13 protein-coding genes are annotated in these 24,999 nt (G+C 68.3%); 2 read left to right on the top strand and 11 right to left on the bottom strand.

Annotation, left to right across the window (positions count from 1 at the left end; genetic code table 11):
- Positions 1 to 167 precede the first annotated feature (167 nt).
- The gene (locus tag VI08_RS10345; RefSeq protein ID WP_045829503.1) at positions 168 to 1,241 is read left to right on the top strand and encodes a GGDEF domain-containing protein; all 1,074 of its coding nucleotides are present in this window, start codon (positions 168 to 170) and stop codon (positions 1,239 to 1,241) included.
- Between the two features lie 68 nt (positions 1,242 to 1,309).
- On the opposite strand, the gene sodC is transcribed toward VI08_RS10345, so the two are convergent.
- The 4 genes from sodC to VI08_RS10365 all read right to left on the bottom strand — a co-directional run bounded on the left by sodC (position 1,310) and on the right by VI08_RS10365 (position 5,554).
- Positions 1,310 to 1,840, bottom strand: a complete 531-nt coding sequence (sodC, locus tag VI08_RS10350) for a superoxide dismutase family protein (protein ID WP_045829504.1) — start codon at positions 1,838 to 1,840, stop codon at positions 1,310 to 1,312.
- A gap of 199 nt (positions 1,841 to 2,039) precedes the next feature.
- Positions 2,040 to 2,738, bottom strand: coding sequence for a pseudouridine synthase (locus tag VI08_RS10355; protein WP_045829505.1), 699 nt, complete (start codon positions 2,736 to 2,738; stop codon positions 2,040 to 2,042).
- Positions 2,735 to 3,856: a class I SAM-dependent methyltransferase gene (locus VI08_RS10360; RefSeq protein WP_157006615.1), complete on the bottom strand. Its 1,122-nt coding sequence runs from the start codon at positions 3,854 to 3,856 to the stop codon at positions 2,735 to 2,737. Before VI08_RS10360 ends, VI08_RS10355 begins: the two co-directional genes overlap by 4 nt.
- 144 nt (positions 3,857 to 4,000) lie before the next feature.
- Positions 4,001 to 5,554 (bottom strand): protein adenylyltransferase SelO, encoded by a 1,554-nt coding sequence (locus tag VI08_RS10365; protein ID WP_045829506.1) that lies wholly within the window; start codon positions 5,552 to 5,554, stop codon positions 4,001 to 4,003.
- A gap of 121 nt (positions 5,555 to 5,675) precedes the next feature.
- Here VI08_RS10365 and VI08_RS10370 point away from each other — a divergent pair, with 121 nt between their 5' ends.
- A complete protein-coding gene (locus VI08_RS10370; RefSeq protein WP_157006618.1) occupies positions 5,676 to 6,299 on the top strand; it encodes a hypothetical protein in 624 nt (207 codons plus the stop codon).
- Here VI08_RS10370 and VI08_RS10375 read toward each other — a convergent pair.
- The 7 genes from VI08_RS10375 to VI08_RS10405 all read right to left on the bottom strand — a co-directional run bounded on the left by VI08_RS10375 (position 6,284) and on the right by VI08_RS10405 (position 24,969).
- Entirely contained in the window at positions 6,284 to 7,957 is a 1,674-nt protein-coding gene (locus VI08_RS10375; protein ID WP_045829508.1) for a putative bifunctional diguanylate cyclase/phosphodiesterase, read from the bottom strand. The two genes, VI08_RS10370 and VI08_RS10375, sit on opposite strands and share 16 nt — an antisense overlap.
- A gap of 129 nt (positions 7,958 to 8,086) precedes the next feature.
- The gene (locus tag VI08_RS10380; protein WP_052697822.1) at positions 8,087 to 9,013 is read right to left on the bottom strand and encodes a general secretion pathway protein GspK; all 927 of its coding nucleotides are present in this window, start codon (positions 9,011 to 9,013) and stop codon (positions 8,087 to 8,089) included.
- Positions 9,010 to 9,654 carry a prepilin-type N-terminal cleavage/methylation domain-containing protein gene (locus tag VI08_RS10385; protein WP_052697823.1) on the bottom strand — a complete coding sequence of 215 codons (645 nt, stop codon included), beginning with the start codon at positions 9,652 to 9,654 and terminating at the stop codon, positions 9,010 to 9,012. Before VI08_RS10385 ends, VI08_RS10380 begins: the two co-directional genes overlap by 4 nt.
- Positions 9,651 to 10,088, bottom strand: a complete 438-nt coding sequence (locus tag VI08_RS10390) for a prepilin-type N-terminal cleavage/methylation domain-containing protein (protein WP_045829510.1) — start codon at positions 10,086 to 10,088, stop codon at positions 9,651 to 9,653. Before VI08_RS10390 ends, VI08_RS10385 begins: the two co-directional genes overlap by 4 nt.
- A gap of 100 nt (positions 10,089 to 10,188) precedes the next feature.
- Positions 10,189 to 11,568 carry a substrate-binding domain-containing protein gene (locus VI08_RS10395; RefSeq protein WP_045829511.1) on the bottom strand — a complete coding sequence of 460 codons (1,380 nt, stop codon included), beginning with the start codon at positions 11,566 to 11,568 and terminating at the stop codon, positions 10,189 to 10,191.
- Positions 11,569 to 11,758: 190 nt separating this feature from the next.
- Positions 11,759 to 24,583, bottom strand: a complete 12,825-nt coding sequence (locus tag VI08_RS10400; protein ID WP_045829512.1) for a filamentous haemagglutinin family protein — start codon at positions 24,581 to 24,583, stop codon at positions 11,759 to 11,761.
- Positions 24,580 to 24,969, bottom strand: coding sequence for a hypothetical protein (locus VI08_RS10405; RefSeq protein WP_157006622.1), 390 nt, complete (start codon positions 24,967 to 24,969; stop codon positions 24,580 to 24,582). The genes VI08_RS10400 and VI08_RS10405 overlap by 4 nt, the downstream gene beginning before the upstream one ends.
- Positions 24,970 to 24,999 lie beyond the last annotated feature (30 nt).

A 24,999-nucleotide genomic window follows, 5' to 3' on the forward strand; every position in this document is an offset into this window, starting at 1 on the left:
CTCACACCTGCGCGAGAATTTGCCCTAAAGTTCGTGGCTATCCGGTCGTTAACCAGTCAAGGGAGCCCTCCACGGGGCTGCCGAGGGCACGCGATCACTAGGCCCAACAGGGGGCCTTCTCGGGGGAGGATGGGTTCGGTGCGACGTCATGACTTGAAGGTGCACCCGTGAGGGCGCCGTGGGTTTCGCTGGCCGGCGGCATGCCGGAGTCGAGGCTGCTGGCGTCCGTGGCGGAGTTCACCCACCACCGCGACATCGATGCGCTCGACCACAGCCTCGTCCTCTCCATGGCCGAACTGGTGGCCGTGAAGAGCGTCACCCTGTGCAAGCGCGGCGACAGCCTCGCCCACCCCGTCGAATCACTCACCGTCTGCACGCGCAACGACGAAGGCCGTTGCGTGGTAGAAGCCGTGGAGCCGATGCGCGACGGCGACCCCATCGACACCATCGTCTGCGCGATGGAAACGCTGGAAGTCATCTCCGATGTCACCGACGACGGCCGTTGCCGCCTGGTGGTGCCGGTGATCCGCGACCATGCGGCCATCGGCGCGCTGATGCTCGAGGCCGACGACACGCTCGATAGCGTGCGCACCCTGGTCGAGGGGTTCGCGCGCATCTATTCGAATTACATCGCCCTGCTGAACGAGAGCGAGCGCGACAAGCTCACCGGCCTGTATAACCGCCGCAGCTTCGAACAGCGCCTGCAGCGCCTGCTGAAGCTGCAGCGCCAGCGCGCCCGCGCCGCCAAGCGCCAGGACGAGGAGCGCCGCCATCTGGCCCAGGACGACGTGGCGCAGATTTACCTGGCCATCCTCGACATCGACCACTTCAAGCGCATCAACGACACCTGGGGGCATGTGTACGGCGACGAGGTGATCCTGATGCTCGCGCAGCAGATGCGCGCCTGCTTCCGCCAGAACGACGTGTTGTTCCGCTTCGGCGGCGAAGAGTTCGTCATGCTCATCGCCTCGGAAGACGAAGGCGCGGCGGCCGGTGCGCTGGAACGTTTCCGCCAGCACATCGCCGACTGGGTGTTCCCGCAGGTGGGCCACGTCACGGTCAGCATCGGCTACGCCCGCATCAGCGAGAACGACTACCCCGAGATCGTCCTCGACCGCGCTGACAAGGCGCTGTACTACGCCAAGCAGAACGGCCGCAACAGCGTGCAGGGCTTCGAATCGCTTACCGCCCGCGGCGAACTGGGTGCGCCGGTGGCGTTGGGTAGCATCGATTTGTTCTGAGCGACACGAGCATCGCGCGCAAGCGCGCTCCTACACGTAGGAGCGCGCTTGCGCGCGACCGCTTTTGTTTATTTCACGACGCCACAGGCGATCCGGTCCCCGCCACCGCCCAGCGGCTTCGGCTGGTCGGCGTAATTATCGCCACCCGCGTGGATCATCAACGCATGCCCCTTCAGCGTGGCCAGGCTCTTCAGCCGCGGCGCGGTGACGGCGGTGGTGTCGGTACCGTCGGCGGCCACCGTGATCTTGGGCAGGTCGCCTTCGTGGCCCGCGGCGGAATCAGGGCCCTCGTGCTTGCCGGTATGCGCCGGGTCGAAGTGGCCACCGGCGGCCAGGGCCGCGCCCTTCTTGCCATCCTTCTCGCCCGGGGCGCAGCTGGGCTTCTCGTGCAGGTGGAAGCCGTGCTCGCCCGGCGGCAGGCCCTTGAGGTTCGGGGTGAAGACGAGGCCGCCCGCGCTTTCGCTGACGACGACGCTACCCACCGAGGTGCCCGTGCCATCCGTCGACACCATGGTCATCGGCACGGTGACGCTCGTGTCGGCCGCCTGCGCCGCGCCACACACCAGCAACCCGGCCGCTACGATTGCGATCTTTCTCATCTTCCGCTCCCAGCATTGATCAGAGGTAACCCGGGATACTGCACCGGGCGTGCACGCGGCGTCCACATGTGGGAGCGCGCTTGCGCGCGATGGTTCTTGCGGCAAGCGGGTGGTAGGAGCCCACACCGGTGGGCGACAGCTTTTCGCGGGGAGCTGTCGCCCACGGGTGTGGGCTCCTACGGGAAGAGCGGGCACCCGGTCAGGCAAACAGCTGCGCGATATCGGCGTCGGTGAGCAACCGCCATGTCCCCGGTTCCAGCCCGCCCAGCGTCAGGCCACCCAGGGCCACGCGCTCCAGCGTCTCGACGTGGTTGCCCACCGCGGCGAACATGCGCCGCACCTGGTGGTAGCGGCCCTCGGTGATCGAAAGGCGCACGTGGCGCGGCCCGAGGACCTCCAGCGTGGCCGGCTCGAGGGGCTCGGTCTCGCCGTCGAGCATCAGCGTGCCCGCGGCGAACAGCGCGCCTTCCCCACCCTTCAGGTCGTCCGCAAGCGTCGCCTCGTACACCTTCGCCAAGGCGCTCTTCGGCGAGATGATCCTGTGCAGCAGCTGCCCATCGTCGGTGAACAGCAGCAGGCCCGAGGTATCGCGGTCGAGGCGGCCGACGGTGGACAGCACCGGGTTGCGGACGCCGAAGCGCGGCGGCAGCAGATCGTAGACCAGACGGCCCACGTCCTTGCGCGAGCAGGTGTAGCCGGTGGGCTTGTGCAGCATCACCACCAGGCCCTGCGGCGGGTCGAGCGGCTCGCCGTCGAAGCGGACATCGGCGTGGTCGACCTTGTCGTCGGCGTAGAGCACGTCCCCGTTCGCGTCGGTGACGGCACCCTCGCGGAACAGCTGGGCCACTTGCTTGCGGCTGCCGTAGCCAAGGTTGGCGAGGAGGCGTACGAGTTTCATGGGCGGGGATCCTTCGCTTCGATCACCTTGAAGCCATCGCGCTCGACCACGGTGCGCACCTGCCCGAAGCAGGCGGCAAGCGTGGCCTCGTACGCGAGGTGGCGGTTGGCGACCATCCAGAAGCGGCCGCGCGGCACGAGGGCGCGGGCGGCGGTGGTGATGAAGGCGCGACCGAGCGTGGGGTCGTCGGCGCGGCCCTGGTGGAAAGGCGGGTTGGACACGATGGCGTCGTAACGCCCGTCGACGCCGAGCGTGACGTCATGCCACTCGACGCGCGTGGCGATGTCGCGCCCCGTGCGTGCGACCGCCGCGGCGAGGTTCAGGCGCGCGGGTTCGATCGCGCGGCCTTCGGCCTCGAACAGGTCGACGCCGGTGATCCCGGGGTTGCGTGCGAGCGCTTCGCAGGCCAGGTAACCGAAGCCGGCGCCGAGATCGGCAACGTGGCCATGGAGGTCATCGGGCAACACGCCAATGAGCAGCTTCGATGCCGTATCGATGCGGTCCCATGCGAACAGGCCACGGCGGCTGGTGTAGCGCCCCTCGTCGATCGGCAACGGCGCGTCGAAAGCGAGCCACGCCCGCCACAACGCGGCGTCGGGTGCCACGCCGGGGCGGGTCCAGAAGACGCGGCACTTATGCTTCGACAACTGCGCCACCCCGCCGGCCAGGGCGACGAGGTCGGCTTCGGCGGTCTTCGCGCCTTCGGCGTTGGGAACGCTGGCGACGACAACGCCGGTGGGCGAGACCAGGGCCATCGCCCGAGCGAACAGGGCGCGGGTTTCCTCGCGCTGGCGGGTGGGGAGGACGAGGACGAACTCGAAGGTTTCCGGGTGGCCCATCGCGCGCAAGCGCGCTCCCACCGCCCCTCCATCCTCCGCATCGCCAAGGTCGTCGATCGTCGCGTAATGGTGGCGGGCCAGCGCGTTGGTGGCCGGGGCGAACGATTGCTGCAGCAGCCAGCCGGGGCGGATGTGTTCGCGCAGCGCGATGCCTTCGCGCGCGCGCAGCACCAGCACGCCACCCTGCGCCGGAAACGTCAGCTCACCGGCGTCGAAGGGAACGAACAAGGCATCGAGGGCAGCGTCGGAGGCGGTACCGGCGGACACGGTGCAGGGCATCCCTGGGCGGTTGCGAGACCCACCATTCTAGCCCCACCCTGTAGGAGCGCGCTCGCGCGCGACATCTTTTCGCGAGAGGGCAGCAGGCCCTGTTACGTGGTCGCGAAACGATGTCGCCCACGGAGTGGGCTCCTACGCCAGCGGTTAGCTGCTGCAGGAGAGCATCGAGCAGCCGACGCGGTCGCGGGCCCAGTCGGGGCGGCGCCCGGCCAGGTGGTCGCGGCCCGGTTGCTCGTCGTAAGGGCGGCGCAGCGTTTCGAGGAGTTCGACAACGCCGCTGTTATCCCCCAGGGTAGCCTTGTCGATGGCCTGCTGCGCCAGGTAGTTGCGCAACACGTAGCGCGGATTGCTGGCGTGCATGAGCGCGAGGCGCTCGCCTTCCGTTGCTTCGTCGTCGCGCACCCGGGCGGCGTAGCGGACCAGCCATGCATCGAGCGCGTCGGCGACGCCCAACCGTTCTTGCTCGCTATAGAACGAAGCGCCCAACACGCCGGCGTGGGGTGCGCGCACGTCCAGCAAGGCAAGGTCGCGGTAGAAGAGCGTCATGTCCATGCCGCCCGCGGTGAGCACGCCGCGCAGGTCGGCCACGAGCTCGTCATCACCGCCACGCCCATGCAGCAGGCCAAGCTTCGCTAGCGAGTACGCAGCGTCGGTGGCCTCGAACACCTGCACGTAGGCGTCCAGGCCCGCCTGCAGGGCATCGTTGCCGTCGAACAAGGGCGACAGGGCCTGGGCCAGCGCCTGCAGGTTCCAGTAGCCGATGCGCGGCTGGTGGCCGAAGCGGTAGCGCCGGTGCATGCGGTCGGTGGTGTTGGGTGTCCAGTCGGGGTCGAAGTTATCGACCCAGCCGTACGGGCCGTAATCGATCGTGAGGCCCAGGATCGACAGGTTGTCGGTGTTCATCACGCCATGGACGAAGCCCACGCGCATCCATTCGGCCATGAGGCGCGCGGTGCGCTCCGCCACCTCGCGGAAGAAGGCCGCGTGGCGCTCGCCCGCCGGCAACGCCTGCACCGCGGGGACGTGCGTGCGGATGGTGAAGTCGACGAGCTGCCGCAGCAGCGCGGTGTCCCCGCGCGACGCGGGCAGCTGGTAATTGCCAAAGCGCAGGAAGCTCGGCGCCACGCGGCAGACGATGGCACCCGGCTCGGCGGCCGGGTGGCCGTCGTACAGGATGTCGCGCACCACCTCGTCACCCGTGGCCACCACGGACAGCGCGCGCGTCGTCGGCACGCCCAGGTGGTGCATGGCCTCGCTGCACAGGAACTCGCGGATCGACGAACGCAGCACCGCGCGACCGTCGGCACCGCGCGAATACGGGGTGCGCCCGGCACCCTTCAGCTGCAGTTCCTGGCGGCCGTGCCGCGCCGTCAGCACCTCGCCCAGGCCAATGGCCCGGCCATCGCCCAGTTGCCCCGCCCACTGCCCGAACTGGTGGCCGCCGTAGGCCATGGCGTAGCCCGTCATGCCGGGGATGGTGCCGTTGCCGGCGAAGACCTCGGCGAAATCGGGGCGCGCCGGGTCGATGCCCAGCATGGCGGCCACGTCACCGGCCACGGCCACCACGCGCGGGGCCTGCACGGGTGTCGGTTCAGCCCACGAAAACGCGGCGCCGAGCACCTGGCGAGGGGCCAGGTGGGTATCGGGGTCGGCGGGCAATTCGCGGGTGAAGGCGTTGTCGAAGTGGAGGTCTGTCATCGGTACGGGGGCCTGGGCGTTCACACCCGATATCCGGCCGTGCGTGCCTGATACCAACCCCTTTTCTTTGCGCGGGCAAAAACGGGCACACTAGCGCCCCCTGCCCCCGTCGATGGCCCCGATGCGCCTGCCTGCCGCTACCGCCCTGCTCGCCGCGCTCGCCGTCGCCCCGGTGCAGGCCGCCGTGCCGCCGCGCAGCGACAAGAGCCTGGTGGAACTCATCGACGGCACCATGGGCACGCTGCCCAACGCGGTGGACCAGCTCTCGGCCCGGGTGCCCGGCGGCCTGCATGCGACCCTCGACGCCCCGTCGCAGATCGTCCGCAGCACCTCGTTCATCACCCGCGACGGGTACCGTGTGTCGGCGCTCGAAGTGCGCGGCTTCAACGAGGGTGGCGATGTGCCCATGGCCCGCTTTACCTCGATCCAGCTCGAGCAACGGCCTTGCTTCACCCGCCAGGCCATGGCCGAGCACTTCCATGTGGCCAGCACCGAGACCAACCTGCCGGGCGCCCCGTCCATGCTGCCGAACCGCTACACCACGATGCAGATGCCGTGGGGCCGGTTGTCGGTGGGCACCTCGCAAGAAAGCGGTGGCTGCATCATCGCCATCGTCGGCGACGCGACCGGCGGCCTGGCCGGCGTGCAGATGCCCCTGCCCCTGCCCCAGCCCACCTCGGTGCCCGGCATGCCCGACCTGCGACGCACGTGGCCGATGCCCGCCGGCGCCTACCCCGCCGAATGAGCCGGTAGCGGCGCCAGCATGCCGCTCACGCGCTCGATGCGGTCCTCGGGCACCGCCGCCGAGAAAAGGTAGCCCTGTAGCTCATCGCAGCCGGCATCGCGCAGGAACTGCCGCTGTGCTTCGGTCTCCACGCCCTCGGCCACCACGCACAGGCCCAGGGCCGAGCCGAGGTTCGAGACGGCACGGACGATCGCTGCCGAATCCTCCGCCAGGGGCGCCATCTGCACGAACGAGCGGTCGATCTTCACCTTGTCCACGTCCAGGTCCTTCAGCAACGTGAGGCTCGAATAGCCGGTGCCGAAGTCATCCAGCGAGATGCGTACGCCCGCCTGGCGCAGGCGTTTCAGCAAGCGCGTGGCGGCGCCATCCGCGTGGACGATGGCCGTTTCGGTGATCTCCAGCTCAAGCCGCCGCGGCGGCAAATGCGTCTCCGCCAGGATCGAAAGCACCCGGTCGGCGAAACGGTCGTCGCGCAGCTGCACGGCGCTGACGTTCACCGCGATGAACAGGTCATCGACCCCTTTCATCCGCGCACACGCGGTGCGCAACACCCACTCGCCGAGCGGGCCGATGAGGCCGGTTTCTTCGGCCACCGCCACGAACTGGACGGGCGGCACCACGCCCAGCGTCGGGTGGCGCCAGCGCGCCAGTGCCTCGAGGCCGATCACCTTCCCATCGGTGGCGCGCACCATGGGCTGGTAGTGGCAGCTCAGGCCCTCGCCGGTGCGCAGTGCCTGCGCCAGGGCGTTTTCGATCTCGCGCCGATGCGCGAGCGACGCATCCAGCGCGTTGGTGTAGACCACGTACCGGTTGCGCGACTTCTTCGCCTCGTAAAGGGCGCTGTCGGCCTTGCGCGCCGTCTCGCCCGATGACGTGGCGTCGGTGGTGATCGGTACGACGCCGATCGACGTGCCGATGAAAGCCTGCGCCGCCAGGACATCGAAGGGCGCGGACGCCAGCGCAAGCATGGCATCGGCCACGCCGTCGAGGTCGAGGTCGCCGCTATCCTCGACGAGCACGGCGAACTCATCGCCGCCGATGCGCGCTACGACATCGTTGGGCCCCACGGTAAGGCGCAGGCGCTTGCCGAACTGCACCAGCAGCTCGTCGCCCACCAGGTGCCCGTAGGTATCGTTGACCTTCTTGAACCCGTCCAGGTCGAGGTAGTACAGCGCCGCCTTGCCTTTGTTTTCGGCCGCGCGGCCCACGGCCGCGTCGATGCGGGAAAACAGGGCCGTGCGGTTCGACAGGCCAGTCAGCGCGTCGTGGCAGGCCAGCCAGCGCACGTGGGCCTCGGATTCGCGCAGCTCGGTGATGTCGGTGACCGAGGCCAGTACGTGCGGCTTGCCGTCGAGCTCGATGCAGGTCTTGCGCGTCAGCAGCGTCCGCGACTTGCCCAGCAGGTCGTAGACGGCCTCTTCGGACTCCACCACTTCGTGGCCGCGCAACACGGCGTCATCGCCGCGGGCGAAGCGCTCGGCCTGGTCGGGTGGGAACAGCTCGGCATCGGTGCGGCCGAGGACGGCATCGGGCTCGATGCCGAAGTAGTCGCAGGCGATGCGATTGACGAACACCCAGCGATGCGACGCATCCCGCACGAACATGGCCGTGGGCATCAATTCCAGCACTTTCGACCAGCCGGCAAGATCCTGGATCACGCGCGCCCCCGCTGTCCTGTGTCACGCCCAACATGCGACCCGCGTCGTGACGCGGGTGTGTGCAGTTACGTTTATGTGCGCGTCGGCGGTCGCGGTATGCACTAACTCGGCAAGAGGCGGTGCCAGCGGTCAACTGGCGGGGCCATCGCGCCAGCGGACGATGGTGTAGAGCGGTTGCCCTGGTACGCGCTCGCTCGCCGCAAGCGCGAAGACGACCGTCGCCTCCACGGTAGCGCGCCCGCCATGCCCATCATCCGCGGCGGCGCTAAACGTGAAGGCGTTGCCTGGCAACGGATCACCCAGGCTGATGCCACCAGGCAGGTCATGCAGGACCGTGCCCGGCGGTGCGCTGTCACGGGCCATGACGATCGCGCGCGCCTGCGCGAGATCGACACCGCGCAGGGTCGCCAACGCGAGCAGCGGGGCAAAGCGTGGCTCGGGTGCGGTCTGGCCAGACCAGACCGTGACGGCAGGCGCGATGCGCACGAACAGCTCCGCATCCATGCCCGGCAGCGCCTGCAGCTCCTCGATGGCGGCGAACGAAACGTAGCGGCCGGCCGTGGCCGCCGGCCTCGCGATCGCGCGCGGCGCGCCATCATCGCCGACCGGGCCCGGCACGGGGCCGCGCCATCGCTCCACCTGATCCTTCAGCGCCGCAGCGCGAGGCGCACCGCAACCGGCCGCCAGGAACAGGGCCTCCAGCGTTCGCGAATCCGCCCTGTTGATATCCACCTTGCCTGTCTCGTCGACGATGCCCACCGCCACATGCATGTCCTCGAAATCCAGGGCCAGCGCGCGCCCATCACCAGGCAAGCGGGCCGGTGGTGTCGCTTCGGTGGGTGCGAGCACGGCCTGGCGCCGCCGCGCATCGGTAGCCGCGATCGCCTGCATGATGCCCGCCTCGGCCGCATAGCGTGCGCGTTGCTGGGCCAGCGTGAAGCGCGTCTGCAACGCTTCCACGCGGGCGATGCTGGCGAAGCCACCCACGACGATCGCCAGCAGCGTGCATGCCCAGAGCACCACCAGCAGGGCCACGCCGCGCTGTGGCCGGTTCATTCGCCGGTACCCGGCAGCCGGCCGGTGGCCGCGCGCACATTCACCGCCCCCGGGTCCTGCCATGGCGAGACGACCAGCGGCGGCCATGCCGGTGCGCCCTCCTCCGGCACCACGGTGATCTCGATGCTGCCCGGCAGCTCCATCGGCATCGCCCACTGTTCCTGCCACGCGGACGTGCCATGCGCGGCGTAACGAACGCGCAGCGAGCGCACCCTCGCCAGCAACAGATCCCGCGCACCGGCCGCCACGTTCGACCGGCTACCTGGCAACGGTGCGAAGTGGGCTTCCAGCGCGTGGCCCTGCGCCTCGTCCACCAGCAGCACTTCGATCACTTGCGGCCCCAGCTTGCCCAGGTAGCCCGGCAGCGTGGATACGAAGCGAAGGTGCGTGGCGTCGCCTTCGAAAACCGTGGGAATGCCCTCGCCCGCCCACTTCCACGGCAGTGCTGTCGCCGATGCCAGTTGCCGGCGGAGGAACTCACGCGCGCCGCGCACCTCGTCCATGCGCGCGATGGCAGCCGACCCATGGCTCGTGCTGAGCGTCGTGGAGCGGACGCCGGAATAAACGCCCAGCAGCAGGATGGCCAACAGGGCCAACGCCGCCAGGACCTCGAGCAGGCTGAAGCCTCGCGGCGCGTTCATCGCGCGGCGACCGTGGGCGCCGCGGCGGGCGCCGGCTCATCCTGCAGGCGCAGGGTGGCGAAGTGCGCCCTGCGTTCCGAGCCACCATCGCGCCATAGGATGTCCAGGTCGATTCGGTAAAGGTGCAGGTCCGGCGTCCTCGCCGGAAACGCGTCGTTACGACGCGTGGTGAGTTGCCACCGGTAGCGGCTGTCGTACCAACCCCGCTGCACGCCCTCGCGCAACGCATCGCGTTTGCCCACGCTGGCCAACGTCTCGTCGGCGAACATCGCGACGCGGTTCAATTCGCGCGCGTGGCTGGTCAGGTTCGTCGCCGCACCCGCGACATGCATCACCGCCCCGAAGGCCAAGGCAAGGAGGAGGATCGCCGCAATCGTCTCAAGCAGGCTGAAACCTGCTTGGCGGCGCTTACATGTGGATACGCATGGGGCCATGGCGCGAGGCTTGCACCGGTGTGTTGCAGGCAAGAGTCGGAAAGCGCGGAAAGGGGCGGCCGAAGCCGCCCCCATGTCCGTCCTGGACAACGCGCGTGGATCAGTTGATGCAGGCGTTGATGCGAGCCTGGATACCGGTGGTGGCGTTCGTGCTGTCGAGCACGGCGCTGCCCGTGGCATCCTTCAGCCACGCGTAGCCGGTATTGACGCGGCCGATGCGGGTCACCGACGAGCGGTTGGGCGCGTTCGTGTAGACCGAGCCCAGCAGCGTACGGATGGCCGCGGCCTTCGTGCCATTGGACGACTGGTTACCAAGCAGGTTGGTGATGGCAAGGATCGGGTAGGTCGTGCTACCCGACGCCGAACCAAGGTTCGAGTAGGTCTTCGGGTCAACGATGGCCACGCACTGCGTGGACGTCGAGAGGGCACCAAGCACCGGACGACCGGCCGAATCAACGCCGGTGATGGCCTGGCCGAAGGTCAGCGTCACCGGGATAGCGGTGGGGCCAAAACCCGTCTGCGGGTTGACCGTGTTGCCAGCGGTGTTCTTCACCGAGGCAAAACGCGTCGGGGCGTTGATCGGGTAAGCCGCTTCGGCGTAGCCGATGGAACCGTCGGTGGCCTTCACCGCGTCCGTGACGCCCTGGTTACCGGTCTTGGCAGCCGAGCCGGCGCTGTACAGGCCCACATAGGAAGCCGCGCCCACCGTACCGAAAGCCTGGTCGGTCTTGAAGGCATTCTGCGCCGTCAGCGACTTGCCCGTCGCGACCTGCGAACGGCAGACGTCGGTGAGATGGTTCAGCAGCGAGAACGACGTGCCGCTGCCATCCTGGCGATAAAACACGGTGATGTTACCCGTGGTGCCCGACGGGACGGTGCCGGCGAGCGCCGGATCGTTCCAGGTCTTGATCTGGCCCGAGAAGATACCGCAGATCTGCCCTTCGCTCAGCGCCAGGCTCGTGACACCCGTCTTGTTGAACGCAATGGCGATGGCACCAGCGACAGCCGGGAACTGTTCCGGCAGCGCGCCGCCATGGCCTGTCTTATAGGCATCAAACTCGCTCGTCGACAGCGGGGCATCGGAACCCGCGAAATCGGCCTGGGTGATCGCAGCCGCGCCGGTCTTCTGGAACCCGGTCGGGTTGACACCGCTCAGGCACGCAGCGTTCGGCGTTTCCACCGACGGGTTGTTGTTGGCAAGGATGCGCTTGCCGGCGCCGCTGCCGGTCGGGCAGTAGGTGATCGTGTTGGTGGTGGCGGCGGTGTAAACCGCGAACAGCGAGCCGCTACCCGACGCGGCGACCAGCGGGTTACCCGCCGTTGCCGCACCGGCGCTCTGGTTGAGGTAGCCGTAGGTCGGCAGCGTGGCGCCGCCACCGACGAGGCTGGTCGCCGCGTTGGCATACGAGGCGAGGCTGAACAGAACAGCACCCGCGATGAACTTCATGCGGGTGTTTCCCATCGAAAGCGTGCAACGCATGGTGTATCCCCTTGCAGTGAAGCCCCCCGATTGGAGGCCTTGCAAGCATCACCCCACTGCGTTTCCCCTTCGTGCCATTGCGGTGTCGACAAATATGTTCGTCGCGTGACCGCGGCTCGCGTAAACCGTGCACGCGTCACGATCATGCTCGAACGGACATGTGCGCTGTCATCAAACCGCTCAAGAAAGGCTACATCCGGCGAAGCGCACGGCGTTCCGCATCCGTCAGCTTCGCGTTGGCTTCGGAACCCCCCAGCACCTGCACGGGTGACGCATTGTCATAGGCGGAGCCGGGGGCAACGCTCGACGTGTTGTCGCCGTCGCGGAGCACGCGCACCGATATCTCCGACGGCGCCTTGTCGCGCGCATCGCTCTGCTGCTTGCGCACCACGTCTTCGGCGGCCTGAGACGCCGCGGTGGCGGCGGCGCTTGCTGCGTTCAGTGCGCCGATGTTCACCGCCGCGGTCACGGGGATGCCGATGGCGTCGCCCTTCACCTGGATGTTGTCGGCGTTGGCGACGCGCGCCGCCGCGATCACCAGGTTGCCGGAGACGCGAATACCCGCATCACCGGCATCCACGGTACCGCGCGGCGCGACGAGGTAGGCATTGCCCGGGGGTGCGCCTTCCACGGTTTGCAACGTCGCGATGCCGGCGCCGCTGACCTGGCCACGCGCATCGACGCGACACCACGCATCGATGTCGCACAGGAACGTGGGCGGCGGTATCTCACTGCTGGTCTTCGCGCCCTGCCCAGCGTTGATGTCACCGTTGGAACTCCAGACCGTGACATCGCCGCCGCGCTCGGTGAGCACGCGGCTTTGCGCAAGCAGCAGGCTGCGGTCGGTGAACACGTTGATATCGCCATTCTCCAACGTGAGCAGGCCCATGGAGTTCGGCCCGGCAAGCACGTTGCCCTGCGCATCGACATAGCGCGCCGGCGCCGCGGTGCTACCGATCAATGCCTGGCCGCCCGGGCCAAGCAAGGTCACGTTGCCGCCTTGCTGCGTCTGGATCGTCGAACTACGGATATCCAGGTCACCGGTATTTACCGTATCGGCGGTACCGTTGAGGCCGCCCTGCCCCGCGCCATTGGCGGTGTAGCCAAGTGACGCGGGGAACATGCTGCCCAGCGCGGCGTATCCGCGGGCGTATTGCCCGGCATAAGGACTCGACGCATCGTTGTAGTCGGCACCGACCTGCGCGAGCAGCTTGAACAGCTCCGTCTGCGCGAACAGCCGTTGCACGATCTCCGGTTCGCTCGCGAACAACGCACGCGCTTCCGCGGGCGAGAGCGGCGCGACAGTGTCGTCGGTGGCGTGCCCCGTCGCGGTCGCCTGCCCCGCGATGCGCTTCTGCATGAAGGCGACCAGGTCCGGCACCAGCGATGGCAGGCCGTCCACGCCATCCATGTAGCGCGCGACAAAGCTGGCGGTATCCACGCCAGGCCCGACGCCGAAGTTGACCAGCACATCGGCGCTTTCATGCGGCAGGTAGGGGTTATAAAGATTACCGATGGCCTGGATGCCTGTCGGGTACGACTGGCCATTGCCGCCCAGCGGTGCCACGTCGGCCTGGCTCGTGAAGGGGCCGATATCACGCCCCGCGTCCACGACCAACGTGCCCGGGCCGCCCAGCAAGAGCGATGGGGCGATGGTGGTCTGCCACGGATACCGCTGGACTACCGCCAGGGCGTAAGGCGCGTCGTAGATGTCGCGGCCCGCCGAGATGTGGGTGATGTCGTCACGGCGGGCGTGCTGGCCCACCAGCGACAGGTTGACGATGTCGCGCCCCGCGCGGATATCCGCCTGCTTCGGCAGGAACAGCGTCACCTCGTTGGTGAAGAACGCGCCTACCCCGTTTTCGCCGTTGACGATGTCGCCACCCAGGGCATACAGGCGGATCGGCGTGGTGTCATCGGCATGCAGGGCGTCCGGCTCGTGGAACGCGGCATTTTCCTGCTGCCGGGTATCGGTGCCCACCCACGGGATCGGTCCCTGTGGCATGGGTGCCAGCAGCGACGGCATCTGGTCCGGCGCACTATCGATCAAGCCAAAATACGGCGTAGGCCCATCCTGTCCCCACGAATCGGCGCTGCTGGCATTGAAGGCGAGGCGGTCAGCCGCCAGGAGCGTGAGGTTACCCGTGGGCGAGGGGAAGAGAAGCCCGGCGTTGCGCACCTCGACACTTCCGCCCAGGGCCGACAGGCCCAGGGTCGCCGGGAGCACCGGCCCCGCGATGCCTGCCGCCGCGAACGGCACGTTGCCGGAAAACAGATAGCCGGCGGCGAACAGGCTCGCGAAGATGACATCGCCTGACGCCGAGGTGGCCTGGAACGACGATGTGGTGGAGTACGGCTGGCTGTCGGTTACTGCCAGGCGGTTCACGCCCAAGCGGAAGTACGATGGATCGTACACACCACCGATATCGATCCCCTGCCGGGCACTGACGCTGACGCGACCATCTTGCATCGCGAACAACGGGGCCACCGCCATCGTCAGATCGCCTGTGCCTGTGTCGTAGCCGGCGTCGACGTGGGACATCGCAGGCGACGCCGCCAGCGCGCCGTCGGCACGAATATCACCCGTGCCCCTGGCTACCAGGTAGGTGCCGCTCAGGATGTCGCCCCCCGCATGCACCGAGAGGTCGCCTCCTCCCACCGTGGTCACCGAAGCCAGGCTGGCATCCTTGTACGAGGTGGTCGGCAATGACACCGACAGTTCGCTGATGTTACCGCCCGCGTCCACGCTGACGTCACCGCCGGCGCTCATCACGCCCTGGCGGAAGTTCGCGAAAGCGATGGATGAGCGGGAACCGTCAGCCGCGTTGCCGACCTGCAGCCATTGCCACCAATATTGCGATACCGCATCGCCCGGGCGATCCTTCGTCTGCGAGCCGTCGGCGTCCACCAGGGTCTGGATGCCCTCGATATCGCCACCCGCGCGCAGGCGGATATCGCCGGCGTGGTCGGGGTTCACCAGATCGTTCACCAGCATGTCCAGCTGGTACCGTGTTGGTTCGTCGCTGGCTGCCTCAGCGGGCCGCAGCACGCGAACGTTCGTGCCCGCGTCCGTCCCGGGGGCGGGCTCGCCGGCGGTGTACAGCGTGGCAGGCGCAGCGGTATCCAGCCAGCGGATATCGCCCGCCGATGCCACGTCGATGCTGCCCGTGCCCGTGCGTACCGTCGTCGGCATCAACAGCGTCTTGCCGGTCAACGGGCCGTTCGGCGTCACGACGGCAGGGTCGGTCACCGTATCCTTCACCGCGAAATGCCCATCCAGCGTCACCTGGGCCTGCGAGGCCAGCGACGTGCCAAGGGGATCGACGCCGCCGGCATCGGCGCCGGCGACCAGCCGGTACGACGTGCTGGGGCCGCCAAGCAGGGTGGCCGATGCCAGCGAGGTCGCATTGCCGTAGGTCGGCATGTTCGATGGGGTGTTGTTGGGCCCGGGCTTGCCATAGGCGATGGCCGGCGGCGCGGAGGTGTCCGCATCGTTGCGCGGCGCGAATGGCGCATAGAAAAGCGCCGTGCCACCCGACGGGCTGGCCGTGGAGAACAGCACGTTGAGGAAATAGTTCAGGTGGCCATTGATGTAGGTATCGTAGTTGGCCGACCAGGCCGCGTAATCGGTATCCACCGGCAGCAGCAGCGGCGATGGCGTGTCGGTGGGGTGCGCGCCGAAGCCGAAGTTGCCCAGCAGCCAGTTGCTGTAGTCGTTGCTGTAATCGGTGTAGTTGGCGTACCCCGCCGGCTGGGGCGCCGCGGGGATATCCGCCGATAACGGGTGGATGGCCAGGAACCCAGGGCCGCTGTTCTGCTGCACGAAGTAGAACGCCCAGAGGCCCGTCTGGTCGTCGCCCACTTCGTTGATGTACTTCTGGTAGTTCGTGTAGTACTGGTCCGTTTGTTTCAGCGCCGGCGCGACCAGGGGCTGGTAGTACGGGTCCTTGCTGATATCGGCCACGCCGCCACCCGGGGTGTCGCCGTTGGCGGCATCGCCGTCGGAGAGCTTGATGGTGCCGTTCCACGCACTGTTGGCGTCCAGGTAAACCTGCGCCTTCTGGTAGCCCGCCAGCGCGGCCGCGTAGGCAGGGTTGGTCGGCGTCGTCGGCCTGGGCGAAAGCTTCGGCGCATAGGGCGCGTAGAACAGCGCCGTACCGCCCGAGGGGCTCACCGTGGAGAACAACACGTTGAGGAAGTAGTTGAGGTGCCCGCTGAGGTAGGTGGTGTAGTTCGTCGTCCAGGCGGCGTAATTCGCATCCACCGGTGCGAGCAACGGTGACGGCGTATCAGTCGGGTGGTTACCAAAGCCGAAGTTACCCAGCAGCCAGTTGGTGTACTCGTTGTTGTAGTCGTCGTAGCTGCCGAAATCGGCGGGCTGTGGTGCCGGTGGGATATCGGCGGATAGCGGGTGCGGCGCCAGGAACCCCGGGCCGCTGTTCTGCTGCACGAAATAAAACGCCCACAGGCCCGTCTGGTCAGTACCGACCTCGTTGATATAGCCCTGGTAGTTGACGTAGTAGTTGTCTTCCTGCGCCTTGGCCGGCGCCGTCACCGGCTGGTAGAACGGATCCTTGCTGATATCGGCCGTTCCGCCACCCGGTGTATCGCCATTGGCGGCATCACCTTCGGAAAGCTTGATGGTGCCGTTCCAAGCGGCGTTGGCGTCGAGGTACGCCTGCACGGCCTGGTAACTGGCCAGCGCCGCATCGTATTGCGGATCATCCGGTGCGCCGCCGCCGTCGTCGTCCTTCGGCGGATCATTGAGCTGGGCGCCATTGTTTTGCTGGTAGAAGCCGTCGGTGATACTCGCCTTCAGGTCGAGGTTGCCGCTGGCCCGCACGGTGAGGATCGGCGCCTCGCCGTTGAAGCGGTAGGCAAGCCGAGGCTTGCCATCGGCATCGGTGGTGCCGGCACCGAGGTTCCAGTTGGTGACCACCTCGATGTCGCCGCGGTTGGTGCCATCGGCGGGGTTGCGCAACTCGATGCCCGGCCGTACGTGCACATTGGCGATACCCGCGAAGCGGTCGCCGAAGGTGAAGCCCGGCTGCCCGACGAAGCCCATGAGCGTACCCGGGCCGTTGGCGGCGTCACCGCCCGCGTAGCCGAAGAACCCGGCATGGTCGGTATTGATGGCATCCGGCGTGAAGTAGTAGCGGGTAAGGTAGTCCGCCTGTTGCGCAAGGTCGGCGGGCGCCGGCAAGGCCGCGCCCTTCTCGTCCGTCCACGTGCCCGGCACCATCGTGGTGCCATCGGCGGCGAACCAGCCGGCGGGATCGATCACGCCATCGAAATGCCTTGCCGCGTCCGTCGGTGCATCGGTCGTGCTCCACACCGCGTAAGGCTCGACCGTCACGTCACGCGCGCCGCGGATGGATTCCGGGTTATCGATGGTAACGGGGACGTCGCCGTCGGCCAGCAGCGGCGCACGCAGGCTTACCTTGCCGCCCGCGAACTCGGTATCCGCGCCGCCGGCGACATTGATCACCGCAGCCGGCCCGACATGGATATAGCCCGCATCACCGCGCGCCACCTGCTCGTAGCCATAGACCGGATCGAGCGCGCCCGTCGTGGTGCCCGTCGTGCCCAGAACCACGTCACCACCGCGCTGCTCGGGCGTGGTGACGTGCGCATCGAGCGTGCCGGCGATATCGACACCCTGGCGGCCCCATACCTCGATGTGGCTGCCCGCGGGTGAGGAAGCATCGACGGTGCCAGCGATGCGCGCCGTGCCGCCATTGGCGTACAGGTAGACCTTGCCGGCCTTCAACACGTGGCCCGCCGACAGGGCAAGATCGCCCTGCCCGCTCGTGATATCGACGAGGCCCGTGGCGCCGCTGGCCGCGGCAAGGCTGGCAACCGCATCGAGATCGAGCGCGCCGCCGGTGCCCAGCGTGAGGTAGCCACCGCGGTAGCCCTGCGCGGCACGGCCATCGTAGGTGCCGCCCAGGCGCAGGTTCCCGCCCGCGACGGCGCTGAAGGCACCCGCGTCGCCCGCATCGGCGGCGCCGGCGTAGCGGATGGATGCGCCTTCGTCGATGGCGATATCGCCGGTGGCCACGATGCCGATGCGGCCGCCCGGTGCATAGGCCGCCGTATCGAAGAACTGCTTCGCGACGCCGGCCGCATCGAGCGTCGCGCCGCTTGCGACGTGCACGCCACCCTGGGTCGCAGCGAACGAAAGGGCACCCGCCGGTGCCTTCAGATCCATGCCCACGTCGATGTCAGCCGCGCGCAGGGCGAGTGAGCCACCCAGGCCATCGCGCGTAAGCGCGGCACCCGCGCCGCCTTGCAGGCGCATGGCGCCCGTGGTGGCCAGCGTGGTCGCCGCGCCGCCGTCGGCGACGAACACCGGCGCGACCAGGTTCACGGCCGCGTTGCCAAAATCGATGCCGCCCTGGGCTGTGCCGACGAAGCCGGTGGTGGCCGATGCATCGAAGGCGTCGAAGCCGCGTAGCGTGGCCGTGCCCTGGCCAAAATCGATCTCGGACGCGTCGATGCGCAACGTGCCGGCGCCCCCGAGGGCCTCGCCCGCGGCGGCGCCGAGCTCGTTGCCGAAGGCCACGGTGCCTGCGTGGATGCCGATATCGCTGCCATCGCCACGCAGCGCGCCCGCGCTGAGGGTGAGCCGGTTATCGATGTCGATAGCCTGCGTACCGAGGAAATCGATGCTGCCGCGGCTGCGCAACGACACCGTATCGGCCCCGCGCCACTGCGCGAGTGTCGTGGGGCCGATCGCCAGGCCATCGTCCGGGCCTGCCGCACCCGCGCCGACGAAGGCGATGCGGCTCGCGGTGGCGTCGATCGCGTTGCCGGACAGGACAGCGCTCTCATCCGCACGCACACGCCCTGTCGCATCGAGCGTCAGTGCCGCGCCACCGGCCACCGTCGCGCCCGCGCCGATGGTGAGCGCGCCACCGGTCGGTGCGGCGGGTAGGCCCAGGCGCGTAACGCTGGCCGCGCCGTTCTGCGAAACGCGCAACAGCGCGCCGCTGCCATCCAGCGCCGCTACCGCGTTGCCGCTTGCGTCGGTGCCGGCATCGCGGCCAAACACGAGGGGCTGGCTCGCCACCGGGTTGCCATCGCCACGCGCGGCGACAACGCTGCCATCCTCCAGCGTGATGCCGTCGCCACCGGCACCCGTGACCAGGATGATTTCCTGGCCGGCGAGCGGGTGGCTGGCGTCGTTCGAGACGAGGATGCCCTGTGCCGAGACATCGACGTGGGCGCCGTCGGCAGCGTCGTGCCGCGCACCACCGATGAGCAGGCTGCCCGCCCCGAGGGTGGAAAGGCCGTCCGCGGCGATCCCGAGGTAGCCATCGCGTGCGGTGTCGCTGGCGCCCAGGATCTGGATGGCCTGCCCCGCGATATCCACCTGCGACGTACGCCCGCCTGTAGCCGGCGTGGCGTCCAGCGTCGCGCCCAGCACAAGTGCCTGGCTGGCGCTGATCTGCAGGCGCCCGGCATCCACCGGTAGCGGTGGCGTCACCTGCCCCTTCTTGGCGGCGGCTGCGCTGAAGAACGTGCCCGAATCCGTCAGCCGGTACTGCGAGTATTGCTGCCATACCGGAGCCGACTGCACCACGAAGGTGGTGGTGCGCGCGTCGCGCGCACCCGTCAGCGCATCGCCGTAGTAACCGCCCACGGCATAGCTGCCATCGGCGAATGCCGCGACCCGGCCGGGCAAGGCATCGCGCGAGGTGGTGTCCTGGTAGATGCGCATCGCGCCCGGCAACGTCGCATACCGCGCCGGCAGCAAGGTGTAGTAGCCCGCGGCGAGGCCGGGGACGCCATCGAGGTACACCTGGCGGCCGGCGCCCGGCATCGCGGTGCCGCTGGCCTGCATGGAGATGTCGTTGGCCGCGAGCTTGCCCTGCGGGCCCGGCAGGATGGCGTACGCCGTGGCACCGTTGGGGGCCGTCGCCAGCAGGTCCCGCGTACCGCCAACGCCTGGCACGAACTCCGACGCCTGCAACCCGCCGCCGCCATGCAGGTCGATCGTCGCGCCCGCATCCAGCGCCACCGCGCTGCCTTGCACTGCCACCTGCTTGCCGGGCGGCGCGCTGACAACTGGCGCGGTCTGGTTGGATACGACGGCATAACGCCAGTCCACGCCGTCCACGGTGTTGCCGTAGGGCACGGTCACGCCGTCGAGCGACACCGACGTAACGCTGCCCGTGGCCAGATGCACGCTCCGGGTCGATGCCAGGGCGGGCAAGCCTGTCGCCAGGCCAAAGGCAGCGGCGTCGGCCGAGGGGTCGGCCGTGCCGAGCACCAGCGAGCCCGACGGGACGCGCAGCGTGCCCTGTTGCACGATGTGGTCGGCGCTGACCAGCAGGCTGCCACCCGCCGACAGCGGCGGCGGCAAGGCCGTCCCAGCCGGCAGGAACGTGACGTGGGTTTCCCAGCCGTTGCCATCGGCGTCGGTGAACCCCGATGCATTGGCGTCGATGGCAAAGCGGTAGGCGCTTGCGGGGTACACCTGCCCCGCGGCGAAGGTAAGATCGCCCGTGGAGAAGAGCATGCCCGCGGGTGCCTGCGCGCCATCGGGCGGCAGGTAAGGCGGGAAGGTGAAGCGCAGGTCGTCGTCGGCCTGGAACCTGGCCTGCTTCCAGCCTTGCAGGTTGACCATGCCGCCCAGGTCGATATTGGCGGCCGCCACATCCAGGATACCAGCGCCGGCCAGCGCCACCGGGGACGGCGAGACACCGGTCAGTTGGACATAGGGTGCGCGGATGCTCACATGCCCTGCGCCCTGCACATAGTTGGCGGGCGCGGTCATCCCCGTCGCACCGGCTGGCAGCGCAAGCACGCTGGCTGCATTGATCGCCACCTGGCGGCTGGCCTCGATGGCCACGTCCCCACTGAACGCGACGGGCAGGATCGCGTCGTATGTGCCCAGTGGACCGGCTTCGGGGCCAAGCAGTAGCGAGCTGATGCCCGAGCCATCAAGCACATCGGCAGCAAAGGCCAGCGTGCCATCGGCATCGCCGGGCATATCGACCGACGAGGCGAACGATGGCTTCGCCCCCGCGGACTGGTTGACCAGGATGCCTCGGGGCCGGACCACGGCTGAGGGATCGTCGCGGTTGAGCGCGAGCACCTGCAGCGAGCCACCCTCCGCCTCCACCGCGCCGCCGTGCGCCTGCAGCGCGGCCCCCAGGTAGAGGCCTGCCGATGCGCCGAGCCTGATGCTACCCGCGTCGCTCCAGACGCTCGTTGGCACCACGCTGCCTGTATCGCCATTGAGGCGCTGCGACGCGACAGGCAGGTCGAACGTCGCGGACGCGCCCGCGACGTCGATGCGCGAGCCGTCGTCAGCCACGATGAAGGTTTCATCCGGGCCGGCCATCGAGACGGTGCCACCCGCAAGCACTTCACCCGTTCGCGGCACCACGCGGCCGCTGGCGCTGTTGGCAGCCGCGGCGTGCGTGTCGACGAGCGCGGTGCCGCTGACATCGAGGCTGCCAGCCGCGCCAAGGCGCAGCCACGAGGCAAGGCCGGTATCGGCGAACGGTTCATTCGTCGAGAGCGCGATGGTGCCACCATGCGTGGCCAGGCTGCCATCCACGATGACGTTGTGGTACGACGAAAGGTCGATGATACCTGCCGCGTCCACGTCCACCGTGGCACCGGCACCGATCAAAACGGTGCCCGACACGCCCGGCACCACGCGCGGGCCCGAACTGGCGCTTTCGCTGATGGCCCAGTTGATGTAGTCACCCGCCTTCAGCGTGAGGCCAGGCAGCGCGGCCGCCGCCGTGCCACGCGTGGCCCAGCGCTGCCAGTCGTCGAGGTAGCCTGCGCCGGCGACGCCCGGAGCCACGTAGAGGTCGCTGTCCGATGGCAGCGTGCGGAGCGCATCGATATCGCCCAACAGGTTTGCCTGCTTCACCACGACATGCTCACCCGCGGCGACGGACACATCGGTCACGCCGTCGAGGTTGTAACGGCTGAAGCCTTGCCCGGTGAAGAACGACGCGGGTAACCAGAGCCCGTTCGCCAGTGGCAGCGCTGACGGGTCGCCACCCACCTGGATATCGATGGCGCGCAGGGTCAACGCGCCACCCCCGGCAAAGCCGAAGCCACTCACGGTGCCATCCAGGGCGATCCGCGCATGGTCGAACGCCGGCGGTACCGGGCGCCATGCAAACTCGTTCTGGCCATACAGGTAAAGCTGCAGCGACACATCGCCGCCTCGCCCCGCCGGTACGCCATGGTCAAGGAGCACATTGCCATGGGTATCGACATACCCGCCGCCGCTGACATCGATGGTGCTGCCCGCGTCGAGGCGGATGGAGCCTGTGTCGTCGTCGACCGCCGAGACATGATTGTCGGTCTGCGTGCCGATCGACACGGTACCGCCATCGATCCAGCGCGAGCCACGCAGCTGCGTCGCATCCGCACCGGTATCGTTGACCCACTGCCCGCGCGCGCTGACCACGGCGCCATCGTGCAGCCACACACCCGGCTGGGCGAGGGTGTTGAAGCCACTGGTGTTGGCCGCCTGCAGCGATACCGTGCCCGCGGGGGCTGCGATACCGCCAAAGACATCGATGCCACCGGCCGTGATCGATACGCCGCCACCAGGCCCCACCGCGAGCGTCGTACCCGCGGTTTCCTCGAATGCCGCGCCCGGGACCGAGATATTGACGACATCGAAGCCCGCGTTCCGCAGCTTGTCGGCGCTGACCACCATCCATGGCGCATCCGCGCCGGCGGCCACGTCGAGGTCGCTCCACGACGTGTCGCGGTCGAAGCCAGGTAAAAGGGATTCAAGGGTCTGCGCGCTCTGCTGCAGGCGAACGCCGGCGCCGAAGCCCGGCGGCGTGCTGGTGGTGAGGTGGTCAAGGATGAAGATGCCCCCACCCGGCTGCGTGCCGTCGCTGGTCTGCTGCGTGCCCGGCGTGGCCGCGGCGGTCACTTCCCCATCCATCGCCATCGACTGCGCGTGCACGGTGAGGGTGCCGGCGTGTGCACCCTTTACGAAGCCTTCCTGGTATCGCCGCGCCCCGCCCAGGAGCGGTGAGTTATAGGTCTGGCTGACACCCCAACGGGCGTGATCGGCGGTAAATTGGCCCGCGAAGCCTACGTAGGCCACGTCAGGGTCGGCCGATGCGATGTTGTAGATGCGCCCGTCGGCGCCCAGCAGGTTCGGCGTATTGATCCAGCCCGACTGATACGCCAGATAGCCGCCATCCAGCCCGATGTGCGAGCCGGTGCGCGTGACTACCTCGTAGCCATCGAGTGTCACCGAGCCGCCGCCTGTCAGCATCTGGCTGATATCGCGGGGCATGTTCTCGACATAACCCTTCGCGTTGAGGATGGGGCTGCCAATCCAGTCCAGGCCGTCGGCACGCGTGCCTGATACCGTGCTGTCGATCAGCACGTTTTTCTGGCGATAAAGGAAGCCGTTGCGCAACAGCGGCGCATCGGCCAGCTCGTTCTGGCCGATGCGCGGGATGCTCACCAGCAGGGCCGACATGGGCAGCTCGACATTGGCAAGGCCAGAAACGTCGATCGTGGCGCCCGCGTCGACGTATATCCTGCCCAGGCCAAACGACGGGGACGCCGCCTGGATGGCAGCTACGGTGACCTTGCCGCCCGGGACCTCGACAAGGGCCCCGTTATCGAGCGTCACGTTGAGGCCCGACAAGGCGACCTTGCCCGGCACGAACACCTTGTCGGCGTCCGCCGTCGATGACGTGGTGGCGCCGTCCTTCTCAGGCAGTACCGCCGTCACCGAGCCCTTGCCCAGTTCCAGCGGCCCCGGGAAGCCCGCGCCATCGGCTTGCAGCGCGATGCTGCCCGGGCGCGAGATGCTGGTGGAAGCGACGACCACGCCATCCTGGTTGACGCGCGGGCCAGCGACAGTGATGGTGCCGCGGCGGGCCTGGATGAGGCCGGTGTTGTCGATGCCCTGGTCGGCGGGCACCTGCTCGCCGTAACTGTAGCCGACGAGGTTGAGCTGCCCATCGTTCGAAGCCGTATTGAACACCGGCGCGGAACCCAGGAACACCTGGCCGTCGTCGGCGACGATCGCACCGTGGTTGGCGATTCGCGGTGCGGCCAGGAGGATGAAGCCGTCGCTGCCGCCGGTTAGCGAAGCGCCCTTCTCCACCACGATGTCGCCGCTGCCCTGCGCGGACGTGTTGGCGAGCAACACGGGTTGGCTGATGCGCGCGCTGTCGGACAAGCCCGATGTCAGGAACGTGTTGTTACTCGTCTTCAGGTCGTCGGAAAACAGATTCATCGAACTGGCCAGCAGCGAACGCGTGTTCACTTGCGCGCCCTGCCCGAACACCACGCCGTTGCGGTTGAGCACGTAAACCGTGCCCTCGGCCTTCATGGCGCCGAGGATCTGGCTTGGCTTCGCCGTGGGGTCGTTGACGCGGTTCAGCGCGATCCAGTCGTTGCCGCCGCCGCTGAGGTTGCCTCCCGCCTGGTTGAAGTACAGCGTGGTGTCGCGGCCCACGTTAAAGCTATCCCAGGTGAGGATCGCCTTCTTCGCGGTCTGCTTCACTTCCACTGTGTGCTTGCCGGCCGCCACCGTATCGGTGGGCTTGAGCGCGTTCTGCCATTGCGTGGGGTCGGCGGCAATGCCGGCGGACGGCTTCAGCGCGCCCTCGCCCAGGCCGTTGGGCACCGTGGAGACAAGCTGCACGGCAGCCGCCTGCGCCTCCTTCTGCTGCTGCATCTGCGCGGCCAGCGCGGCGGCGGCGTTGTTGAGGTTGGTGATCGACTGCTGCACGCGTTGTTGCTGCAACGCCGTGCCGGGCGTGTAGCTCACGACGTTGTTGCCGCCACCGGGTGCTTGCGCCGGCGCCGTGGCCGCCTGCTGCTGCTTTGCCGCGAACCAGGCCTGGCTGAACGCCGGTGGCGTCGCCGCGTGCGCCGCCCCGCCGCCGAACAAGGCGACGGCGATCAGCTGGCACATGGCGCGGCGGCGTAGCGTGGGCCGCGGCGCCACGGCGGCGTTGCGGCGCGGGGTGGCAGGCAGGCGGCGAATGATCATGGCAAACCTCGTGTGAAGTCGCTGGTCATGGAGGCGACTTCGTCATGGATCTCGGGCAGGTGGGCGAGCTCGACGAGCTCGACCACGCTGAGTTCGCGCAATACGGCACGGATGGCCGGGCGGCGACCGTCCAGCAACCATCCGTTGAGCACGGCGGCGATGGCACGCATCACCGTCAATGCGTGGTCGTCCGCCGCCGGCTTGCGGTGCCGCAGGGCATCGTCCACGGCGTAGCGGACGCGGTAGCCCAGGAAAGCCGACGATTCATGCAGCAGCTGCTCCAGCGCGGCGCGGGGCACGCGTTCGAGCAAGGCGTCGGCCACCTTGGCCTGGCGTGCCGTATACAGCTGGCGCAGCATCTCCGCCAGGGCATGCAAACTGCTCATGCGTGCCTCTCGAAAGGAACGTCCCTGTCC

Origin of the sequence: Luteibacter yeojuensis (assembly GCF_000964085.1) — a bacterium.
Classification (GTDB): domain Bacteria; phylum Pseudomonadota; class Gammaproteobacteria; order Xanthomonadales; family Rhodanobacteraceae; genus Luteibacter; species Luteibacter yeojuensis_A.

Coding starts and splice junctions, on each gene's coding strand:
- VI08_RS10385 (WP_052697823.1), bottom strand. CDS start 9,654: ATGAACGCGCCGCGAGGCTTCAGCCTGCTCGAGGTCCTGGCGGCGTTG.
- sodC (WP_045829504.1), bottom strand. CDS start 1,840: ATGAGAAAGATCGCAATCGTAGCGGCCGGGTTGCTGGTGTGTGGCGCG.
- VI08_RS10370 (WP_157006618.1), top strand. CDS start 5,676: ATGCGCCTGCCTGCCGCTACCGCCCTGCTCGCCGCGCTCGCCGTCGCC.
- VI08_RS10355 (WP_045829505.1), bottom strand. CDS start 2,738: ATGAAACTCGTACGCCTCCTCGCCAACCTTGGCTACGGCAGCCGCAAG.
- VI08_RS10365 (WP_045829506.1), bottom strand. CDS start 5,554: ATGACAGACCTCCACTTCGACAACGCCTTCACCCGCGAATTGCCCGCC.
- VI08_RS10390 (WP_045829510.1), bottom strand. CDS start 10,088: ATGGCCCCATGCGTATCCACATGTAAGCGCCGCCAAGCAGGTTTCAGC.
- VI08_RS10380 (WP_052697822.1), bottom strand. CDS start 9,013: ATGAACCGGCCACAGCGCGGCGTGGCCCTGCTGGTGGTGCTCTGGGCA.
- VI08_RS10400 (WP_045829512.1), bottom strand. CDS start 24,583: ATGATCATTCGCCGCCTGCCTGCCACCCCGCGCCGCAACGCCGCCGTG.
- VI08_RS10360 (WP_157006615.1), bottom strand. CDS start 3,856: ATGCCCTGCACCGTGTCCGCCGGTACCGCCTCCGACGCTGCCCTCGAT.
- VI08_RS10395 (WP_045829511.1), bottom strand. CDS start 11,568: ATGCGTTGCACGCTTTCGATGGGAAACACCCGCATGAAGTTCATCGCG.
- VI08_RS10405 (WP_157006622.1), bottom strand. CDS start 24,969: ATGAGCAGTTTGCATGCCCTGGCGGAGATGCTGCGCCAGCTGTATACG.